Annotated in this window: 16 protein-coding genes; 7 read left to right on the top strand and 9 right to left on the bottom strand. The window is 60.5% G+C overall.

The genetic code is table 11. From position 1 onward, the window contains the following. Window positions 1–49 precede the first annotated feature (49 nt). From NH234_RS02400 to NH234_RS02390, 3 genes are all read right to left on the bottom strand, one after another. On the bottom strand, window positions 50–796 hold the full coding sequence (locus NH234_RS02400) for a 2OG-Fe dioxygenase family protein (protein WP_085712739.1): 747 nt from the start codon (window positions 794–796) through the stop codon (window positions 50–52). Between the two features lie 232 nt (window positions 797–1,028). Next, a complete protein-coding gene (locus NH234_RS02395; RefSeq protein ID WP_367255561.1) occupies window positions 1,029–2,315 on the bottom strand; it encodes an OprD family porin in 1,287 nt (428 codons plus the stop codon). Between the two features lie 299 nt (window positions 2,316–2,614). Continuing rightward, complete coding sequence (locus NH234_RS02390; RefSeq protein ID WP_367255560.1) at window positions 2,615–3,283, bottom strand: DsbA family protein; 669 nt, start codon at window positions 3,281–3,283, stop codon at window positions 2,615–2,617. Between the two features lie 255 nt (window positions 3,284–3,538). Between NH234_RS02390 and NH234_RS02385 the strand changes: the two genes are divergently transcribed. Further along, a complete protein-coding gene (locus NH234_RS02385; RefSeq protein WP_367255559.1) occupies window positions 3,539–5,626 on the top strand; it encodes a TonB-dependent receptor in 2,088 nt (695 codons plus the stop codon). Between the two features lie 64 nt (window positions 5,627–5,690). On the opposite strand, the gene NH234_RS02380 is transcribed toward NH234_RS02385, so the two are convergent. From NH234_RS02380 to NH234_RS02370, 3 genes are all read right to left on the bottom strand, one after another. Next, the gene (locus NH234_RS02380) at window positions 5,691–5,903 is read right to left on the bottom strand and encodes a hypothetical protein (protein WP_065257771.1); all 213 of its coding nucleotides are present in this window, start codon (window positions 5,901–5,903) and stop codon (window positions 5,691–5,693) included. A gap of 245 nt (window positions 5,904–6,148) precedes the next feature. Then, window positions 6,149–7,255: an agmatine deiminase gene (aguA, locus tag NH234_RS02375; RefSeq protein ID WP_085733308.1), complete on the bottom strand. Its 1,107-nt coding sequence runs from the start codon at window positions 7,253–7,255 to the stop codon at window positions 6,149–6,151. A 179-nt stretch (window positions 7,256–7,434) separates the two neighbouring features. Continuing rightward, window positions 7,435–10,347 carry an aminotransferase gene (locus tag NH234_RS02370; RefSeq protein WP_367255558.1) on the bottom strand — a complete coding sequence of 971 codons (2,913 nt, stop codon included), beginning with the start codon at window positions 10,345–10,347 and terminating at the stop codon, window positions 7,435–7,437. A gap of 179 nt (window positions 10,348–10,526) precedes the next feature. Between NH234_RS02370 and rfbC the strand changes: the two genes are divergently transcribed. The 4 genes from rfbC to NH234_RS02350 all read left to right on the top strand — a co-directional run bounded on the left by rfbC (window position 10,527) and on the right by NH234_RS02350 (window position 14,821). Then, window positions 10,527–11,072, top strand: coding sequence for a dTDP-4-dehydrorhamnose 3,5-epimerase (rfbC, locus tag NH234_RS02365; protein ID WP_085733310.1), 546 nt, complete (start codon window positions 10,527–10,529; stop codon window positions 11,070–11,072). A gap of 106 nt (window positions 11,073–11,178) precedes the next feature. Continuing rightward, window positions 11,179–12,987, top strand: coding sequence for an ATP-binding protein (locus tag NH234_RS02360; protein WP_367255557.1), 1,809 nt, complete (start codon window positions 11,179–11,181; stop codon window positions 12,985–12,987). Next, on the top strand, window positions 12,984–14,369 hold the full coding sequence (locus NH234_RS02355) for a sigma-54 dependent transcriptional regulator (RefSeq protein ID WP_085733312.1): 1,386 nt from the start codon (window positions 12,984–12,986) through the stop codon (window positions 14,367–14,369). The genes NH234_RS02360 and NH234_RS02355 overlap by 4 nt, the downstream gene beginning before the upstream one ends. Continuing rightward, window positions 14,366–14,821, top strand: a complete 456-nt coding sequence (locus NH234_RS02350) for a YiiD C-terminal domain-containing protein (protein WP_367255556.1) — start codon at window positions 14,366–14,368, stop codon at window positions 14,819–14,821. The genes NH234_RS02355 and NH234_RS02350 overlap by 4 nt, the downstream gene beginning before the upstream one ends. Window positions 14,822–14,836: 15 nt before the next feature. Here NH234_RS02350 and cysQ read toward each other — a convergent pair whose 3' ends face one another. Together cysQ and nudE are read right to left on the bottom strand one after the other, a co-directional pair. Continuing rightward, the gene (gene cysQ / locus NH234_RS02345; RefSeq protein WP_085733314.1) at window positions 14,837–15,670 is read right to left on the bottom strand and encodes a 3'(2'),5'-bisphosphate nucleotidase CysQ; all 834 of its coding nucleotides are present in this window, start codon (window positions 15,668–15,670) and stop codon (window positions 14,837–14,839) included. A gap of 5 nt (window positions 15,671–15,675) precedes the next feature. Next, entirely contained in the window at window positions 15,676–16,242 is a 567-nt protein-coding gene (nudE, locus tag NH234_RS02340) for an ADP compounds hydrolase NudE (protein WP_085733315.1), read from the bottom strand. An 88-nt stretch (window positions 16,243–16,330) separates the two neighbouring features. Here nudE and yrfG point away from each other — a divergent pair, with 88 nt between their 5' ends. Then, window positions 16,331–16,993, top strand: a complete 663-nt coding sequence (yrfG, locus tag NH234_RS02335; protein WP_085733316.1) for a GMP/IMP nucleotidase — start codon at window positions 16,331–16,333, stop codon at window positions 16,991–16,993. Between the two features lie 41 nt (window positions 16,994–17,034). Here the strand turns inward: yrfG and lysM are convergent, their stop codons facing one another. Next, the gene (lysM, locus tag NH234_RS02330) at window positions 17,035–17,475 is read right to left on the bottom strand and encodes a peptidoglycan-binding protein LysM (RefSeq protein WP_085733317.1); all 441 of its coding nucleotides are present in this window, start codon (window positions 17,473–17,475) and stop codon (window positions 17,035–17,037) included. A 137-nt stretch (window positions 17,476–17,612) separates the two neighbouring features. On the opposite strand from lysM, the gene NH234_RS02325 reads away from it, so the two are divergent. After that, window positions 17,613–18,500: a LysR family transcriptional regulator gene (locus tag NH234_RS02325; RefSeq protein ID WP_085733318.1), complete on the top strand. Its 888-nt coding sequence runs from the start codon at window positions 17,613–17,615 to the stop codon at window positions 18,498–18,500. Window positions 18,501–18,540: the final 40 nt, after the last annotated feature.

Genomic DNA, 18,540 nt, shown 5'->3' with positions numbered 1-18,540 from the left:
CAGCACCACCGGCGTCGAGCATTCGACGCCGTCTATTTGGGTGATCTGATTAGCGAACAATGTCGAAAGCGGTCCCGGGCCGCGAGAAGGAAATCGCCAGGATCTGCCGATAAGCCATGGCATGGGAGTGGGTGTTGCGCGCCGGTGTCACGTAGTGGCGCATGTCGCGGTCGAGGAAGTAAGTGGTGTCGAGGATCTCCTGGTAGGTGGTCGACGCCAGTTGCTGCTCGTGAATGTCGTACAGACGGCTTTCGGCGCCCTCGACATTATTGCGGCCCCAGAAGTGCACACCGCTGAACGGATAACCGTCGCAGTGAATGCCTTCCGGCGTGATTTCAAGTTGTTTGCCGGGTTTGATCTCGATGCGGATCTGATGGATCTGGCATTGCCAGATTTCATCGTGCAGCTCTTCCGGCAACACGCTTTTGTACACTTCGAAATCGGTGTCGATCAGGCTGCGCATCACCGGTGAGTCGATGACTTCGTCCGAGAAGTCCTGGAAGTGCCGGACCACACCGCCCACATAGGCGTTGTTCTCCTTGGACTGCACGTACGCGCGATGCTCAAGCTGCTTGAGCTCGCGAGTCTTGGGGTTGTACTCAAAGTCGCTGTAACGACGGTAACGCATGCCGGCTTCGGCCTGACCGTAGTAACTGTCAGGCTCCATGTTTTCCCAACTTTTGGTCAGTCTGACGAAGTCGGCGAAATGACCGTAGAGATTGAAGTCAGCACCCTGCACGTTGGCGTACTTGTCGCGCCGTAGCGATTCGCCCACTTCTCTGGTTAAAACGATCATTACCAAATTCTCCGCTGCATTGAGCGGCCTAATCTATTAGGTGGAGAATTTGCGTCCATGAGAAAGAATTTCAGGCATTTAAAGCCCTGTTTGAAACGCGATTTGAAACGGCCTCAAAGTGCATTTCAAATGACAAAAACACGGGTATTTATGCTTTTTTCAGAAAAACCGTCAAAAAAAAACCCCGAACCAGTCGGGGTTTTTTATCGCTTTTCGCGGGTTCAACCGATCATCAGAAGATGTTGATCGGGTAATCCACGAACACACGCAGCTCGTTGCCGCTGACGTTGTACTCGCTGGATTTCTGCGAAACACGCAGGATCGAGCTACGCACTTTTACGCTCAGGTCTTTGGCCGGGCCACTTTGCACGACGTACTTGAACTGGTTGAAGATTTCACGCTCGGTGCCGCCTTCGCTGGTGGACGTGGTGATGTTGTCGCCACGTACGTACGCGAAGTTGTAGCTCAGACCCGGTACGCCGAATGCGCCGAAGTCCAGGCCATAGCCCAGCTGCCAGCTACGCTCGTCTTCAGCGTTGAAGTCCGACCAGTAGGAGTTGGCCAGGTAGATGGTGTTGCCACCGTCACCCACGCGCCCCTGACCTTTCTGGTAGCCACCATAGGCGTAACCCAGGTTGCTGTCGCCAGTGGAGCGCTGGTGCGCCACGGTGAACGAGTGCGGGCCGGTAGCGAAGGTCGCTGCCAGGCTCCAGATCTTGTTGTCGTCGCCGGTCACACCGTTTTCGCGGACATAGGAGTTGTCCAGCTTGGTGCGGTAACCGTTGAAGTCCAGGGTCAGGGACTGATCCTTGTCGATCGGGAACACGTAGTTGGCGTTCACGTATTGCTTCTTCAGCACGTCTTCGACGTCGGAAGCGTACAGCGCAGCCTTGAACTGTTCGGTGAACTGGTAGCTACCGCCCAACACGTTGATCGACTTCAGACCACCGCTGTCACGGCCTTCAGCGCTTTTACGCGATTCGGCGGTGAAACGACCGGCATCCAGTTGCAGGCCTTTGATCTCTTTGGAAGTGATCAAGGTACCGGTGTAGCTTTCCGGCAGCAGACGCGAGTTGTCGTAGTTCAGCACCGGCAGGGCCGGCATCTGGTCACCGTAAGTCAGGGTGGTGTTGGACAGGCGGAACTTCACCGCTGCGCCGCCCTTGGACAGGTCGTTGGCCGGGTGGCCGCTGTCGCCTTTCTTGAAGAAGTCGATACCCTGGGCACCGCTGCGATCTTCGCTGCGCTCCAGGTTCAGGGCGTACAGGCCGAATGCGTCCACACCGACACCGACGGTGCCCTGGGTGAAACCGGACGAGAACGTACCGATGGCCGCCTGGCCCCACTCGGATTTGTCCTTGTTGCCGTCTTTGTAGTCACGATTGATGTAGGCATTGCGCAGCAGCACTTTGAGGCTGCTGTCTTCAACAAAACCCTTGGACTCTGCCTGGTCGTTAGCCATGGCCTGAGTGGCGCTCAACATCCCCAATGCGATCAGACTGATCCGCTTGTTCAACATTTTGTTTTCCTTATTACGGGTTGAAACGCGCTGTGTCGAACGGCTGAAACGGCGCTTGATGCACTCTTTTATTCACCCCGAAACAAAAAGGCCCGCTCAAGACACTGTCATGGCGGGCCTGCTCCTGATTTTGAGTCATGGCGGTTAGCCACAGGCGTTGTGGCCGAATCGTAGCCGCGCCCTGAACAATGTGTCAATTTCAAGAATCGTCTTTAAATAGGCAAAAATCGTCTAATAAAAGTAAATTTTTCGAAAGCTACGTGCGGGGAAATGCCTGTAATCAGGGATTTGATGCCCGGTCACGCACAACCATCGAGGCCACAGACCGGCAAGACTTGTGTCGCTGGAGCCGACGGAATCGACTCGCTCAACCATTGTGCAAAGGCCTGCGGTTTGCCGAGCCACGGGCCGATATCGATCAGGGTGAACTGCCCGTCCTGTTCCAGTGCGAAAGTTGGAAAGCCTTGGCCACCGAGTTTCGCCAACAATGCGCGGCTGTTCTTTATGTGTTGACCGGTGTCAGTCGCTTTGAGGGTTTTAAGGAACGTGTCCGCCTCGTAGCCCATCTCTACCGCGCACTCCACGAGCACGGCGTCATCGGCAATTTGTCGGCCTTCTACATAGTGTGCGGTTTGCAAACGACCCAGCAGTTCCAGACCACGCCCATCAATGCTTTCTGCCGCCATGACAGCGGCAATCGGCGGCGCGGAATCAAAAACCGCCGTGTGATCACGCAACAGGCCTTCGAAATAGGCTTCGCCAAACGGCTGTCCAGTGTATTCAGCAATGCGTCGGTCGTGAGGCATCACGTAATTGCGCAGTTGCGGTGAAACACTCTGACGGTTGGCGCCGGTCATCATGCCGCCCGCGTGGGCGATCACCGGCAGCACTTGCTGTGCGGCTTGTACCAGCGGTTTTGCGCCATAGCACCAGCCGCACAGAGGGTCGTAAATGTAGTGAAGGGCCATCTGAAAACTCCGGGAAATCGATGGCAGCCACGTTAGTCCCTCGGCCGTTGCAGAAAAACGCCGGAATGGCTTTCAGTCTGTTTCAGCAATCGGTCGAATGCCCTTGTTGCGAATCTCGTGACAATCTTGAAACAGGCTGGAAACAAATTGACACAATCAACTCACGGAACTTTTCCAGAATAATTAACGGAAGCAAATGCAAAGCATTGCCATTCGCGCACTCGAATTCTTCCACCCTTTCGGATGCGTTTTTCAATGCCTGCCCCGTTCCGTCTCACGCCCGTCACGCTTGGGCTTTCCGCCTTTTTGTCCTCCGGTTTCGCTTACTCCGCGACCGAGCTTCCCGCTACTTCGATCAGTGCCGAAACGCAAGCCGACGACCCACGCGTAAAAGTCAGCAACACCGCGACCCGCACGTCCACCCCCGTGCGCTACGTGCCGCAGGCGATCGATTCGATCAAGACCACCAATGTCGCGGATTACGGCATCAACGACATCGAAGATGCCCTGAGCGGGATTCCCAACGTCAGCGGTGGAGGCGACACGCGCTTCGACAGCCTGCGCATCCGGGGTTTCGATGCCAGCAACGATTTCTATCTGGACGGCATCCGCGACGACAGCCAGTACAAGCGCGACCTGCACAACATCGAACGTGTCGAAGTGCTCAAGGGCCCCGCGGCCGTGCTGTACGGCCGTGGGAGCCAGGGCGGGATAGTCAACCGTGTGAGCAAGGCACCCGAATTCGGCCGCCGCTCGACCGTCGAGGCCCAGGGTGGCAGTGAAGATCTGCGCAGCCTGTACGCTGACCTCAGCGCCGACCCAAGCGAGAACATCAGCCTGCGCCTGAACATGGGCAACATGGACGAGAACAGCTTCCGCGACGGCGTCAGCGGCAACCGCAAACTGTTCGCACCGTCGATGAGCTGGCAGCTCACGCCTGACCTGAACTGGCTGGTGCAATACGAATACAGCCGCTACAACCGCACGCCGGATCGCGGCATTCCCGGGGTCGGTGGACGTCCGGCGGATGTCGGCCGGGACACGACCTACGGTAACGATCACGATTTCATCGACGACAAAACGCAGTCCCTGCGCTCGCGACTCAGCTATGAACTCAACGACAACTGGCAGCTGCGCCACACCCTCGGTGTGTTCAAGCTCGACAGCGATTTCGACAACACCTACCTCACCGGCTTCGACGCGAAAACCAACAAGGTCACCCGCCAGCACTGGCAACAGGATCTGACCACCCGCAACGTCTACAACAACGTCGAGCTGGAAGGTGGATTCGACACCTTCGGCCTCGAGCATCGCTTGCTGACCGGGATCGAAACCGGCAGCCAGCGCCGCGACCCGACGCTGTACAACGCGGCCACCGGCCGGGGCACTCAGCCAGTGCCGTCGCTGGATCTATACAACCCGGATCGCAGCCAGCGCCACACCGGGCGCATGCAGGTGTCGAGCAGCAGCCACACCGAAGTCGAAAGCCGCGCGATCTACGTTCAGGATCAACTGCGCCTGAACGATCAATGGCAACTGCTGGCCGGCCTGCGCTACGACACCTTCGACATCGAGTCGACCAACAAGCTGCGCAACATTTCCGAAGACCGTGACAGCCACAGCACCAGCCCACGTTTCGGCGTGGTCTGGACGCCGTTGCAGAACCACTCGTTCTACGCTTCGTGGACCAAGACCTTCTCGCCGGTCGGCGGCGGTCTGATCGGCATCACCCCGGGTGCGACCGGCAACACCAACGACCTGAGCCCGGAGCTGACCAAGCAGAAGGAAATCGGGGTCAAGAGCGACTGGCTCGACGATCGCCTGAGCACCACCCTCGCCGTCTATGAGCTGGAACTCTACAACCGTCGCACCACTGATCCGAACGACCCGACCCTGACCGTACTCAGCGGCTTGCAACGGTCACGCGGGATCGAACTGACCGGCACCGGCAAGATCGTCGGCAACTGGTACGTGCGCGGTGGCGTCGGCGTGCAGGACGCAACCATCGAGAAGGACAACAACGGCCTGGAAGGCAAGCGCGTCAACAACGTGGCCAAGCACAACGGCAGTCTGTTCCTGACCTGGAAACCGGAGATGGGATGGTACGGTGAAACCGGCCTGACCCTGGTCGGCCAGCGTTACGCCGACAACGCCAACACCACCGTGTTACCGGGTTATGGTCGCTGGGACGCACTGGTCGGCTACCGGCACAAGGACTGGGATCTGCGTGCAGCACTGAACAACATTACCGACCGCGAGTATTACGCCTCGGCCACCAGTGCCTTCCAGATCCAGCCGGGCGCGCCGCGCAGCCTGGTCATGACAGGCACCTACAGCTTCTGATTCGCGCCCATAAAAAAAGCGCTGCCATCCCGGCAGCGCTTTTTACAATCCTTGTTTGTTCTTCTTATCCTTCCATCACATCCCAAAGTGCATCCAGTTCGGCCTCGCTGAACAGGCCAGCGGGGTAACGCTCGATCATCATCCGGCGCGGATCAGGCTCTCTGATCTGACGCGTTCCATTGGACTTCAACCAGTGCGCGACAATCTGGAGCGACTCACTATTTACAGCCATGGGATGCAACGTCCGCTCGCTGATTACGTTCACTTCGGCGTTCATTTCAGCGCTCTCTCCCCGTTCATGAGCGGCTAAGTTATCCAAGGTTTATGACAGAACCGTTGAAGTTCTTCCCCCTCCCTAGTGCGTCATGAGCGATACAAGAGCTATGCCAACGTAATGAATTTGTCGACCAGCGGACATAAAGAAACCCGCAGTCCTGACGGGCTGCGGGTTTCTCTTCAAGCGTGGGCAACAAATGACTGACCGGTCGATTTTTCAATCAACTCAAGCTGTTACATCCGCACTCACTCTTTGTGCGGCGCGGGTTGCTGTTGGGTAAGGCAGTGAATGTTGCCGCCTCCCAGTAACAGTTCACGACCCGGCACCATCACCACTTCATGTTGCGGGAACAGGTTCTGCAGGATCTCCCGGGCCGGGGCGTCCATCGGATCGTCGAAGCTCGGTGCGATGATGCCGCCGTTGACGATAAGGAAGTTCACGTAGGAACCGGCCAGACGCACGCTTGGGTTGCGCTCCTGGGTGCCGTCCACCGGGTCCACGCCCGCGCATTCTTCTTCAGTGGCAAACAGCGGCCCCGGGATCGGCATCTTGTGCACCGTGAACGGGCGCCCCTTGGCGTCGGTGCTGCTTTGCAGCACTTTCATCGCAGCCTGGCAGCGCGGGTAGTTCGGATCCTGCGGATCGTCGGTCCACGCCAGCAGCACTTCGCCCGGACGCACGTAGCAGCAGAAGTTATCAACATGGCCGTCGGTTTCGTCGTTGAACAAGCCATCCGGCAGCCAGATGATCTTGTCCACGGACAGGTTGTCGCGCAGTACCGCTTCGATTTCTTCGCGGTTCAGGTGCGGGTTGCGATTGCGGTTGAGCAGGCATTCTTCCGTGGTGATCAGGGTGCCTTCGCCGTCGACGTGAATCGAACCGCCTTCGAGCACGAAGCCTTCGGTGCGGTAGCGCGGGCTGCGCTCGATCTCGAGGATCTTGCCGCCGACCTGGGAATCGCGGTTCCACGGCGAATACAGACCGCCATCAAAACCGCCCCAGGCATTGAAGTCCCAGTTCACACCGCGCACTTCGCCACTGTTGTTGATGACGAAAGTCGGGCCGCTGTCGCGAACCCAGGCGTCATCGCTGGACATCTCGACCACGCGGATATTCGGCACGTCGAGGCGAGCGCGAGCGTTTTCGTACTGGCCGGCGGACACTGCAACGGTCACCGGTTCGAAACGCGCGATGGCCTTGGCCACGGCGGCGTGAGCAGCCTGCGCCGGCTTGCCGCCCAGACGCCAGTTGTCCGGACGCTCGGGCCAGATCATCCAGGTCTGGGTTTGCGGCGCCCATTCGGCCGGCATGTAGAAGCCATCGGCGCGTGGGGTACTTTTCAAGGTGGTCATGTCGATCAGGACTCCAGGGAACGGTCGAGGTTGTTCAACGCGCCGAACAGGTTTGGACGACGGACGATGGCGACTTTATAAACGATAAATATCGACTTTAAAAGCTAAAAACAAATCCATGATTTTGTTTTTACCGATTAATACCGATAGAAATCGGTATTAATCGGACTATCACAGGCTCAGAGACCTTCTTCGAGCACCTTCGACAGCATGTCGACAAAGAAATCCACGCTCTGGCGCGAGGTGACCATCGGCGGTTTGATCTTGAGGATGTTCAGGTCATCGCCGGTCGGCTGCATGAAGATCCCCAGCTCTCGCAGGCGATCACACAACAGCGTGGTTTCTTCGGTCGCCGGCTCCAGGGTCTGGCGATTGCGGATCAGTTCGACCCCCAGATAGAACCCCGAGCCATGCACCGCACCGACCAGCGGATGTTTATCGATCAATGCTTCCAGCCGCTGCTTGAAGTGCCCGCCAACCACCTGGGCATTTTCCCAGAGCTTTTCCTCTTCCATGACATCGAGCACCGCCATGCCGATCTGGCAGCTCACCGGACTGCCGCCGGCAGACGAGAAGAAGTAACCTTCGGCTTCCAGCGCTTCGGCGATTTCCCGGCGGGTGATCACGGCGCCCAAGGGCTGACCGTTGCCCATGCCTTTGGCCATGGTGATGATGTCCGGCACCACGCCTTGCTCTTCGAAGCCCCAGAAGAAGTGGCCCATGCGCCCGTAACCGACCTGCACCTCGTCGGCGATGCACACGCCGCCCCGGGCACGCACCAGTTCATAGACTTTCTTCAGGTAGCCCGGCGGCAGCGAGATCCCGCCCGCATTGCCGTAGACCGGCTCGCAAATGAACCCGGCCAGTTGCCGTTTCTGTTCGTCGATTTTGGCCAGGTTGTGTTCAACGCTGCGCACATAGTCCGGTGCCGAATCGAGGCCTCGGAATTCGCCACGATAGATATTCGGCGCAGTCACCGGGTGCACCCAGTCCGGACGGCTGCTCAGGGCTCGCGGGTTGTCGGCAATCGACGTCGATACCGCGTCCGCGCCGACCGTCCAGCCGTGATAGGCCTCCAGCACACTGAGCATGTCGCGCCCGCCACTGTAGGCCCAGGCCAGACGGATCGCCAGATCATTGGCCTCGCTGCCGCTGTTGACCAGGAACACCCGGTCCATGCCTTCCGGGGCCAGTTTCAGCAAGCGTTCGGAAAACTCGGCAACCGCCGCATAGTTGAACCGCGAGTTGGTATTGAGCAGTGACCATTGCCGGCTCGCGACCGCCGCCATGCGCGGATGGCCATGCCCGAGTACCGCGACGTTGTTGAGCATGTCGAGGTAGGAGCGACCCTGCATGTCGATCAGGTGATTGCGCCAGCCGCGTTCGATCCGCGGCGGGTCGACGTAATAGTGTTTTTGAGTGCGGGCGAAACTGGCGTCACGACGCGCCAGCAGGGTTTGCGCATCCAGTTCCGGCTCGGCGTCGCAGGCCAGGCCCAGCAGTGCTGCCGGCGATGGTGACAGCACCTGCCACGCCGGTGCGCGGGTCGGCGTGCAGAACAGCGGTGCCTCCAGGTGCGCATCGCGAATCAGTTGCACAATCAACGGACCGTCCACCGACCCCAACACCTGGCCTTTGACCAGCGCCGCGCCGCTGTGCAGCGACGGCGTCACGCCCCACAGGCGCACGCTCAGTTGAGGGCCGTCGAGTCGCAGCGCACCGTCAGCCGACAGGTGCAGAACGCCAGCAAACGGCGCTTCTACCACCGTACCCTGAGGTACGCGCAACTCAACGTGCAGCGGGAACGTCTCCGGTTCCTCGGCGCTGTCCGGCCGGGTGCGGGACAGACGGTATTGCCCGTATCGACTGGCGGCCAGACCGTGAATCGCGGCTGCCTCGTTCAACAAACGTTGATCAATGCCCGGCTGTTCCCAGTTGCCTGCCTCGAAGTGCGCGCTCAACACACCCAGATCGATCAACGCGAATTCGCGCCCGACCAGGCCGGGCAACAACGGCGCGAAGCCTTCACTATCGATAGCCGGCAACGTCTGCCCGACCGCCGAGAGGATCGCCGCCTCCATCAGCGCCAGCGGCACCGACGTGGCGACCCGGAAGATTTCCCATTCATGGGTGAGGTTGTCACGGCTGTAGGTGTTACCCGGATCGATGCTGACCTGTTGCTCGCCACTGAGCACCAGCACCGCCGCCCGCGCCACGATCAGCGGCCACAGCGCCTGCAATTCTTCGTGTTGCAACGGATTGACCGCGTGATAGGCCTGCACTGCCGGCAGGATCACGAACGGATCGCCCCCGGCGTGATGCAGCAACGCGGCACAGGTGACCGACAGATCAGTGATGCGCCAGGTACGGACCAGATCACCGAAATCGATCACACCCTGCAACTGCCAGTGCCGGCGGGTATCACGCTGCCAGACCGCGTTGTCGTCGGTGATGTCCATGTGGATCGCCTGCACTGGTAGCTTTTCCAGCAACGGTTGCAGACGGCGCCCAGCCTGCTCCGCAGCGTTGGCGATCAATGCGCGCTGGTGCTGATCCGCGATCACCGGGAGCAGATGCTCGATCAGTGCGCTGGCGTGGCGCGCGTCCCACTGCAACGTGCGCTCGAGTCCCGGATGGTCGAACCCGGCCAGGGCCAGGTCCATTTCACCGCAGAGCCTGCCGAATCCGGCGACGACTTCGTGACCAAGATGATCGAGCGCGGTCAGTGGCTGACCTTCGATGTAGTCGAGCAGCCGCACATGCACAGCTTCACCGCCGATCTCCAGCGACAACAGGTCCTGGCCGTCATTGGCCGAGATGACCCGGGGAACGGTGACATCGCAATGTTCGGCAAGATATTTCAGACCCGCGTGCTGGGCCTGCAACTCCACCAGCGAATAATCACCGCGGCAGATCTTCAGCACGAATCGCCCGCGCTCGCTGTCCACGCGATAGTTGAGGTCCTGCTGGCTGCCCAGTGCCTGCAACGTGCCGTTCAGCCCGTAATGCTGCGCCAGAACCTGCAACGCCTGCTCCGCGGTGACCTGTGGACCTGGCAGACTGGCGCGATGAATCAACGTGGCGAACGACATGGAACGACCCCTGAAATTTTATTAGGCGCCTATATCGCCACTGCTTAAGGCGATAAGCAACCCCCGACCATCCGTCCCCCCGAGTCTTGGGAGGCAAGGTTTTTTGCAAGTCTGCTCTCGTACCCTCCGGCACTTTGCGCAAGAATGTCGGCCATCCGTACCAGCCAATGGAAAAATTCATGAATGTAATCACCACCGACCTGCCCGGCGTTCTGATCATCGAACCCAAGGTATTTGGTGACGAGCGCGGCTTCTTTTACGAAAGCTTCAACGCCAGGGTTTTTCAGGAAGCGACCGGCCTTAGCCCTCAATTTGTCCAGGACAACCATTCCCGCTCGCAGAAAGGCGTCTTGCGCGGTTTGCATTACCAACTGGATAACACCCAGGGCAAACTGGTTCGCGTCACTGCCGGTGAAGTGCTCGACGTAGCCGTCGATATCCGGCGCAGCTCGCCGCACTTCGGCCAGTGGGTCTCCGTGCGCTTGTCGGCCGACAACCATCGTCAAATGTGGGTACCTGAAGGCTTTGCCCATGGCTTTGTGGTACTGAGCGAATTCGCTGAATTTCTCTACAAGACCACTGACTATTACACCCCTTCGGCCGAACGCTGCATTTGCTGGGACGACCCGGATCTGGGCATCGACTGGCAGTTGGACGAAGAACCAAAACTGTCGATCAAGGACCAGGCTGGAACACTCTTCAAGGACGCTGACGTCTTTTCCTGAATGCCTGTGTGAAACTTCAGCGCCACTGCGCATCCGACAACGGGTGCGCAGACTGCGACGGCAAGCCTAGGCATAATGCGCCTGTATCCACAGGCGCTCGATGCTCATGACTCCGACCCTTCCCCGCCGCCCCCGCTGGCGCAGCCTCGCCCTGCTGGCCCTGTGCCTGGCCCCGCTGCTGTGGCCGCTGGAGCATCTCGCCGAGCGTTACTACCGCAGTGAGCTGGCTGGCCAGAACCGCCAGACCCTCGACCTCTACGTCGCCAACCTGCTGGGCACTCTGCATCGTTACGAAGTGCTGCCACAGATCCTCGGCGACCTGCCGGCACTGCGCGCGGTCGTCGGCGCACCGGACGATGGTGTCACCCAAGGCAATGCCAACCGCCTGCTGAAGAACATCGCTTCCCAGACCGGCGCCGAAGTCATGTACCTGATGGACACCACTGGCCGAACGCTGGCGGCGTCGAACTGGGACAAGCACGACAGTTTCGTCGGGCGCAATTTCTCGTTCCGGCCTTATTTCAGTGAAGCCATGGCCGGGCGCCTGGGCCGCTTCTTCGGCCTCGGCACCACCTCTGCCAAACGCGGCTACTTCTTCGCCGCGGCCGTGCGCAATGGCGAAAAAATCATCGGCGTGCTGGTGATCAAGGTCGACCTCGACCACACCGAAAGCCTGTGGGGCAAAACCCCGGAGCAACTGTTGGTGACCGACCACAACGGCGTGGTCATCCTTACGTCGCGTCCGGAATGGCGCTTCCGCTCGACCCGTCCATTGAGTGGCGACGAACGCTCGGCAATCACCGCGATCCAGCCCTATCCGACCCGCGAACCGCGCCCATTGAACCTCAGCCCGACCGCCTGGCTGACCCAGACCCGGGACATCGAAGAAACCGGCTGGAGCGTCAGCATTCTTGCTCCGCGCACCCTGATCGACCGCCCGGTGCGCACCGTGGTGGCCGTCGGCGGCGCCACGTTGCTGGTGGTCATGCTGTTGCTCGGGCTGATGATGCAGCGCCGTCGCCATTACCTGGAACGGATCGCTTTCGAAGCCAAGGCGCGGCGGGAACTCGAAGGTCGGGTCGCCGAACGGACCAGCGATCTGGAAGGACTCAACCGACGCCTGAAACAGGAAGTGCTGGAGCGCGAGCAGGCTCAGCAGGAACTGGTCCGGGCCCAGGACGATCTGGTGCAGGCTGGCAAACTGTCAGCGCTCGGGACGATGTCAGCGAGCATCAGCCACGAACTCAATCAACCGCTGGCAGCGATCCGCAGTTACGCGGAAAACGCCGAAGTGCTGCTGGACCATCAGCGCACCGACGACGCCCGCGGCAACCTCAAACTGATCAGCGAACTGACCGGGCGCATGGCGTCGATCATCGCCCACCTGCGCGCTTTCGCCCGCCGCGATCGCCACGCCCCGGAAAGCGTAGCCCTGCAACCGGCGCTGGACGATGCGTTGGCGCTGCTGGCCAAACGTCGCCGGAGCATGGACGTCGAGCTGATCCGCGACCTGCCCGCCGCAACCTTGTGGGTCGAGGCCGGGGAAACCCGTCTGCGCCAGGTCCTCGGCAATCTGCTGGCCAACGCCCTCGATGCCCTGACCGAGAAAGGCCCGCCGCGCAAATTGTGGCTGAGTGCCGAATCCACCGGCGAAGGCGTCAATCTGTACATTCGCGACAACGGCCCGGGTTTCTGCATGGAAGCGCTGGGTCGCGCCAGCGAACCGTTTTACACCACCAAGACCCGCACACAGGGGCTTGGTCTGGGGTTGGCCATTTGCGAAACCCTGATGCGCGCCTTCGGCGGTGAGCTGTCGTTCGCCAACCACAAGCAAGGTGGCGCCTTGATCACCCTGCGGCTGCGCGCCGGCGCGCCCGGGGTCAGCCTGCAACCGTCCGAGGATCGAAGTGCATGACCATCGACAACCGCATTCAGGTGGTGCTGATCGACGACGATCCGCACCTGCGTCAGGCCCTCGGCCAGACGCTGGATCTGGCCGGCCTGAAAATCCTTCCGCTGTCCGAAGCCAAGGGTCTGGCCACCCAACTGGAGCGTGACTGGCCCGGCGTGGTAGTCAGCGACATTCGTATGCCTGGCATGGATGGTCTTGAGTTGCTCCATGAACTTCACGCTCAGGATCCCGAGCTGCCCGTGCTGCTGATCACCGGCCATGGCGACGTACCGCTGGCCGTGCAGGCCATGCGCGCCGGCGCCTACGACTTCCTCGAAAAACCGTTCGCCAGCGACGCACTCCTCGACAGCGTACGCCGCGCACTGGCCCTGCGCCGTCTGGTGCTGGACAACCGCAGCCTGCGCATGGCCCTGAGCGACCGCAACGAACTGAGCGCCCGACTGGTCGGCCACTCGGCCCCTATGGCACGTCTGCGCGAGCAGATCGGCGCACTGGCCGCGACCAAGGCCGACGTCCTGATCCTCGGCGAAACCGGTGCCGGCAAGGAAGTCGTCGCCCGCGCCCTGCACGACCTGTCGAGCCGGCGTAACGGCCCGTTCGTGGCGATCAACGCCGGGGCACTGGCTGAGTCGGTAGTGGAGAGCGAGTTGTTCGGTCATGAGCCCGGCGCCTTCACTGGAGCGCAAAAACGGCGGATCGGCAAGTTCGAATTCGCCAATGGCGGCACGTTGTTCCTCGATGAAATCGAAAGCATGAGCATGGATGTGCAAGTCAAACTGCTGCGCATGTTGCAGGAGCGAGTCGTCGAACGCCTCGGCGGCAATCAGTTGATCCCGCTGGACATCCGCGTCATCGCCGCGACCAAGGAAGACCTGCGCCAGGCCGCCGATCAGGGGCGGTTCCGGGCGGACTTGTATTACCGCCTCAACGTCGCGCCGCTGCGCATTCCGCCGCTGCGCGAACGAGGCGAAGACGCGCTCGTGCTGTTCCAGCACTATGCCGATGAAGCCAGCGCTCGCCACGGTCTGCCACCTCATGAACTGCAACCGGCACAACGGGCGTTGCTGCTGCGTCACGCATGGCCGGGCAATGTGCGGGAGTTACAGAACGCGGCAGAGCGTTTTGCCCTCGGCCTGGAACTGGCGCTGGATAACACTCAGCCCGACGGCGGCAGCGCGACCATCGAGGTCACCAGCGGTGGCCTCAGTGAACAGGTGGAGCATTTCGAGAAGTCATTGATCGCCGCCGAGCTGGCCCGCTCGCACAGCTCGGTGCGCAGCCTCGCCGAAGCCCTGGGCATCCCACGCAAGACCCTGCACGACAAACTGCGCAAGCACGGACTGAATTTCGCCGACAGCAGCAACCATGGAGACGAATCCGAATGAAGCACGACAGCCATTATCTGGAATCCGTCCTCCATCACGACATCCCGCTGACCCGGGACATGGGCCTCAAGGTGCTCGACTGGCACGAACAGCAGCTGCGCCTGCACTTGCCGCTGGAGGCCAACGTCAATCACAAGAGCACCATGTTCGGCGGCAGTCTGTATTGCGGCGCGGTGCTGGCCGGTTGGGGCTGGCTGCATTTGCGTTTGAAGGAAGAAGGCATCACCGACGGCCACATCGTGATTCAGGAAGGGCAGATCAGTTATCCACTGCCGGTGACTGGCGATGCCACTGCCATCTGCCCGGCGCCAAGTACGGCCGTTTGGAAAAAATTTATAGCGATGTATCAGCGCTGCGGGCGGGCGCGATTGACGCTGCACACGCGAGTCGTCAATGCGGGGAGCGATGAGGATGCGGTGACGTTCAGCGGGCAGTACGTCCTGCACCGCTGAGATGTGGAGGTGTTCTTACGAACGGGCCAGCTCCAACAGCTTCGAGCGCCACGCCGCTTTTGCCGGCAGCGCGAGGAAAAACTCATTCAGTAGTGATTCTCTCGGCGGATAGCAGAACGCTTCGCCGCTCAAGTCCAGCACCTCACCGCCCGCGCCTTCCAGAACGCCCTGCGCCGCCGCCGTGTCCCACTGGGACGTCGGCGCCAGTCGCGGATAGCAGTCCGCCGCGCCTTCGGCCAGCAGACAGAACTTCAGGGAGCTGCCGATATTGGCCAGCTGCAACTCGCCCAGGCTTGCGCTCAAACCGGCCAGCAAGCGTTCCTGCTCCGGGCTCGAATGACGGCGGCTGGCAACCACAGTGAACGCTTCGCCAGGACCTGGCACGTCACGAACCTGAATCGCCACCGGCGTGCCGCCTGTATCACCACGCCAGGCACCGATCCCGGCACCGCCGACGTAGAAGCGCCCGTTGGTCGGCATCGATACCACGCCGAAGACCACCCGACCATTTTCGATCAGGGCAATGTTGACGGTGAACTCTTCGCTGCCGCTGATGAACTCCTTGGTGCCATCGAGCGGATCCACCAGCCACCAGCGCTGCCACTCGGCACGTACGCTTTGCGGGATGTTGGCGTCTTCTTCGGACAACACCGGGATGCTCGGATCCAGGGCGGTCAGGCCGGCAACGATCACATGGTGTGCAGCGATATCCGCGGCGGTTACCGGCGAATCATCGGACTTGGCGGTCACCGCCACATCGGCGCGCCAGAACGGCAGGATCGCCTCGCCGGCCCGCAACGCCAGTTCAACCACGGGCGCCATCATCGGATGGGGAAAATTCATCGACATCTCACTCATGACTGGAAAAAGCCGCGCTGGGTCAGCAGATCGCGGGCCAGGTACAACGCCGCCAAGGCACGACCTTCGGAAAATTGCGGATTTTGCGCCAGCGCCGAGAGATCCCGCAGGTTGACCTTGTCCACTCGCATCGGCTCCGGCTCGTCGCCTTCCAGTCGCTCTTCATACAGATCGCTGGCGAGCACCACCTGGATTTTCTGGCTCATGTAACCGGGGGACAACGACAACTCGGTCAGGTGCTCCAGCTGTCGTGCGCCAAAGCCGGCCTCTTCCTTGAGTTCACGCTCGGCCGCCGCCAGCACGTCTTCGCCCGGTTCGATCAACCCTTTGGGCAGGGACAGTTCATATTCGTCGGTACCGCCGCAGTATTCCTCGACCAGCACCGCGTGCTCGGCATCGAGCATTGCCACGATCATCACCGCGCCATAACCGGCGCCCTTGCCCACCAGCCGCTCGTAGGTGCGCTCCACACCGTTGGAAAAGCGCAGCTTCAGCTCTTCGACGCAGAACAGACGGCTGGTGGCGACGATTTCCCGGGCGAGTACGGTTGGTTTCTGGCGCATGCAAAGCTCCTTGGCGTGAACGCGCTACTATAACGCGGCTTTTCCGATTGTTTGCGTCGGATATCTTTCTACCGTTCGAGACGTTGCCATGCCTTCATTACCGTGGTCCGACATCGATACCGTTCTGCTGGACATGGACGGCACGTTGCTGGATCTGCACTTCGACAACCATTTCTGGCTGGAACACTTGCCGCAGCGCTACGCCGAACTGCATGGTGTGAGCCGGGCCATGGCGGAAATGGAATTGCAGCCGTTGTTCGAACGCCATGCCGGTCAATTGCAGTGGTATTGCCTGGACTTCTGGAGCGCGGAATTGAAGCTGTCGGTGCGCGAGCTGAAGCTGGAAACTGCCCACCTGATCGCCCTGCGCCCCGACGCCGACACTTTTCTGGCTGCAATCAAACGGGCCGGCAAACGCGTGGTGATGATCACCAACGCGCACCGCGATTCACTGTCGCTGAAACTGGAACGGGTTGAACTGGCGCCGTACTTCGAGCGACTGATCAGCTCTCACGATTACGGATTCCCCAAGGAAAATCCGCAGTTCTGGGACGCCTTGCAGGCCGATATCGGATTCGACCCGGCGCGCAGCCTGTTCATCGACGACACCTTGCCGATCCTGCGCAGTGCACAGGATTTCGGGGTGGCGCATCTGTTGGCAGTGAAGGAACCGGACAGTCGCAAGGGGCCGAAGGACACGGCGGAATTTGCGGCGGTCGAGGATTATCGGGATTTGATCAGCGGACTCTGAACGTTGCAGGAGCTGCCGAAGCAGCTCCTGCAGGTGTGTTGTTAATCAGGAATACGCAGCGTCTGCCCCGGATAGATCTTGTTCACGTCCTTGAGCAGTGGTTTGTTGGCCTCGAAAATCTTGTTGTACTGGTTGGCGTTGCCATACACCGCCAGGGAAATCGCGCTGAGGGTGTCGCCCTTTTTCACCACCACAAAACGTGCGGCGGCCACCACCGGCCCGGTGACGGTGATCTGGTCATCGACACTGCCCACGCCTTCGATATTGCCGACGGCCAGCAGAATCTTCTCTTTCTCTTCCTGGCTCGCTACTTCACCGGTGACCGTCACCTTGTCGCCGTCCACGGTGGCCTGGACATTCGGGTTACCCAACCCGACCTTGCTGATGTGTTCCTTCAACTGCTCGCTGGCATTGGCGTTGCCGGGGGTCAGCAGGTCGATCAGCTTCTCACCGGCCTCTTTTACAAAGCTCAAAAGACTCATAGCGCACACTCCTTGATTTAAGTTCCAGACGCCCAAGCCTAGACCACCACAAACCAACCCGGTTCCAGACCGACCAATGACCCTGTCGCCGCGCAAGCGGTAGAATCGTCCACCCTTGCCAGCGCCCCGGAGCGAAGATGGACATCAAGCAGCTGAAATTCCTCATCGCCCTCGACGAAACCCGCCATTTCGGACAGGCCGCCGCCCGCTGCCACATCACTCAGCCGACCCTGTCGATGCGCCTGCGCAGCCTCGAAGAAGAGCTCGATCTGCCGCTGGTCAATCGCGGCCAGCGCTTCGAAGGTTTCACCGCGCCAGGCGAGCGAGTGCTGGCCTGGGCCCGTACGGTGCTGGCGGCTTACGACGGCTTGCAAGCGGAAGCGGCAGCCTGTCGCGGCAACCTGATCGGCACCTTGCGCCTGGGGGTGGTGCCGCTGTCGAGTTTTGATCCGCTGCCGTTGATGCAACGCCTGCACGCTGCACACCCGGAACTGCGCTTCGAATTGTCGGCACTGAGTTCCGAGCAGATCCTCGAACAACTGGCGGACAACCGGATAGACATCGGCGTCTCGTATCTGGACCGCCTCGATAACGAACGTTTCGAATCCCTGGCCTTCGACGAAACCCGCATGGGCCTGCTCTACGATCAGCGCTCCTTCAGTTTCGGCGAGGCACCGCTGAGCTGGCAGGCGCTGATCGAACTGCCGCTGGGCATGCTCACCAGCGGCATGCACTTTCGCCAGTCCATCGACCACAACTTCCACAGCCGGGGCCTGACACCAAAGCCACTGTTGCAGACCGACGCCGTGCATCAATTGTTACAAGCTGTGCACGGCGGATTCTGCTGCGCGATCATGCCGCTGGACGGCGGTCTCGAAAGACTCACCGATCACCTGCGGCTGCAACCTATCGAAAACGCTCAGACCCTCGCCCGACTGGGCCTGATCATGCGCCGCGGTGCCCCGCGCTCGGCGCTTGCCGAGGCCTGTTTCGCGCTGTATCAGAAATCGCCAGTGGCCGCTTGATCGACAGCATCTATCGATAGATCGACACTAGCGATTAGAC

Source organism: Pseudomonas sp. stari2 (genome assembly GCF_040760005.1).
Lineage (GTDB): Bacteria > Pseudomonadota > Gammaproteobacteria > Pseudomonadales > Pseudomonadaceae > Aquipseudomonas.
The sequence above is the reverse complement of the archived record's forward strand: the minus strand, read 5'-3'. Positions and strand labels throughout refer to the sequence as shown.

Bases quoted from the DNA above. Each gene is read 5' to 3' on its own strand.
- lysM (WP_085733317.1), bottom strand. From the start codon at position 17,475: ATGAGTCTTTTGAGCTTTGTAAAAGAGGCCGGTGAGAAGCTGATCGAC.
- NH234_RS02370 (WP_367255558.1), bottom strand. From the start codon at position 10,347: ATGTCGTTCGCCACGTTGATTCATCGCGCCAGTCTGCCAGGTCCACAG.
- rfbC (WP_085733310.1), top strand. From the start codon at position 10,527: ATGAATGTAATCACCACCGACCTGCCCGGCGTTCTGATCATCGAACCC.
- NH234_RS02390 (WP_367255560.1), bottom strand. From the start codon at position 3,283: ATGGCCCTTCACTACATTTACGACCCTCTGTGCGGCTGGTGCTATGGC.
- NH234_RS02400 (WP_085712739.1), bottom strand. From the start codon at position 796: ATGATCGTTTTAACCAGAGAAGTGGGCGAATCGCTACGGCGCGACAAG.
- NH234_RS02395 (WP_367255561.1), bottom strand. From the start codon at position 2,315: ATGTTGAACAAGCGGATCAGTCTGATCGCATTGGGGATGTTGAGCGCC.
- NH234_RS02360 (WP_367255557.1), top strand. From the start codon at position 11,179: ATGACTCCGACCCTTCCCCGCCGCCCCCGCTGGCGCAGCCTCGCCCTG.
- nudE (WP_085733315.1), bottom strand. From the start codon at position 16,242: ATGCGCCAGAAACCAACCGTACTCGCCCGGGAAATCGTCGCCACCAGC.
- cysQ (WP_085733314.1), bottom strand. From the start codon at position 15,670: ATGTCGATGAATTTTCCCCATCCGATGATGGCGCCCGTGGTTGAACTG.
- NH234_RS02385 (WP_367255559.1), top strand. From the start codon at position 3,539: ATGCCTGCCCCGTTCCGTCTCACGCCCGTCACGCTTGGGCTTTCCGCC.
- NH234_RS02325 (WP_085733318.1), top strand. From the start codon at position 17,613: ATGGACATCAAGCAGCTGAAATTCCTCATCGCCCTCGACGAAACCCGC.
- NH234_RS02380 (WP_065257771.1), bottom strand. From the start codon at position 5,903: ATGAACGCCGAAGTGAACGTAATCAGCGAGCGGACGTTGCATCCCATG.
- yrfG (WP_085733316.1), top strand. From the start codon at position 16,331: ATGCCTTCATTACCGTGGTCCGACATCGATACCGTTCTGCTGGACATG.
- NH234_RS02350 (WP_367255556.1), top strand. From the start codon at position 14,366: ATGAAGCACGACAGCCATTATCTGGAATCCGTCCTCCATCACGACATC.
- aguA (WP_085733308.1), bottom strand. From the start codon at position 7,255: ATGACCACCTTGAAAAGTACCCCACGCGCCGATGGCTTCTACATGCCG.
- NH234_RS02355 (WP_085733312.1), top strand. From the start codon at position 12,984: ATGACCATCGACAACCGCATTCAGGTGGTGCTGATCGACGACGATCCG.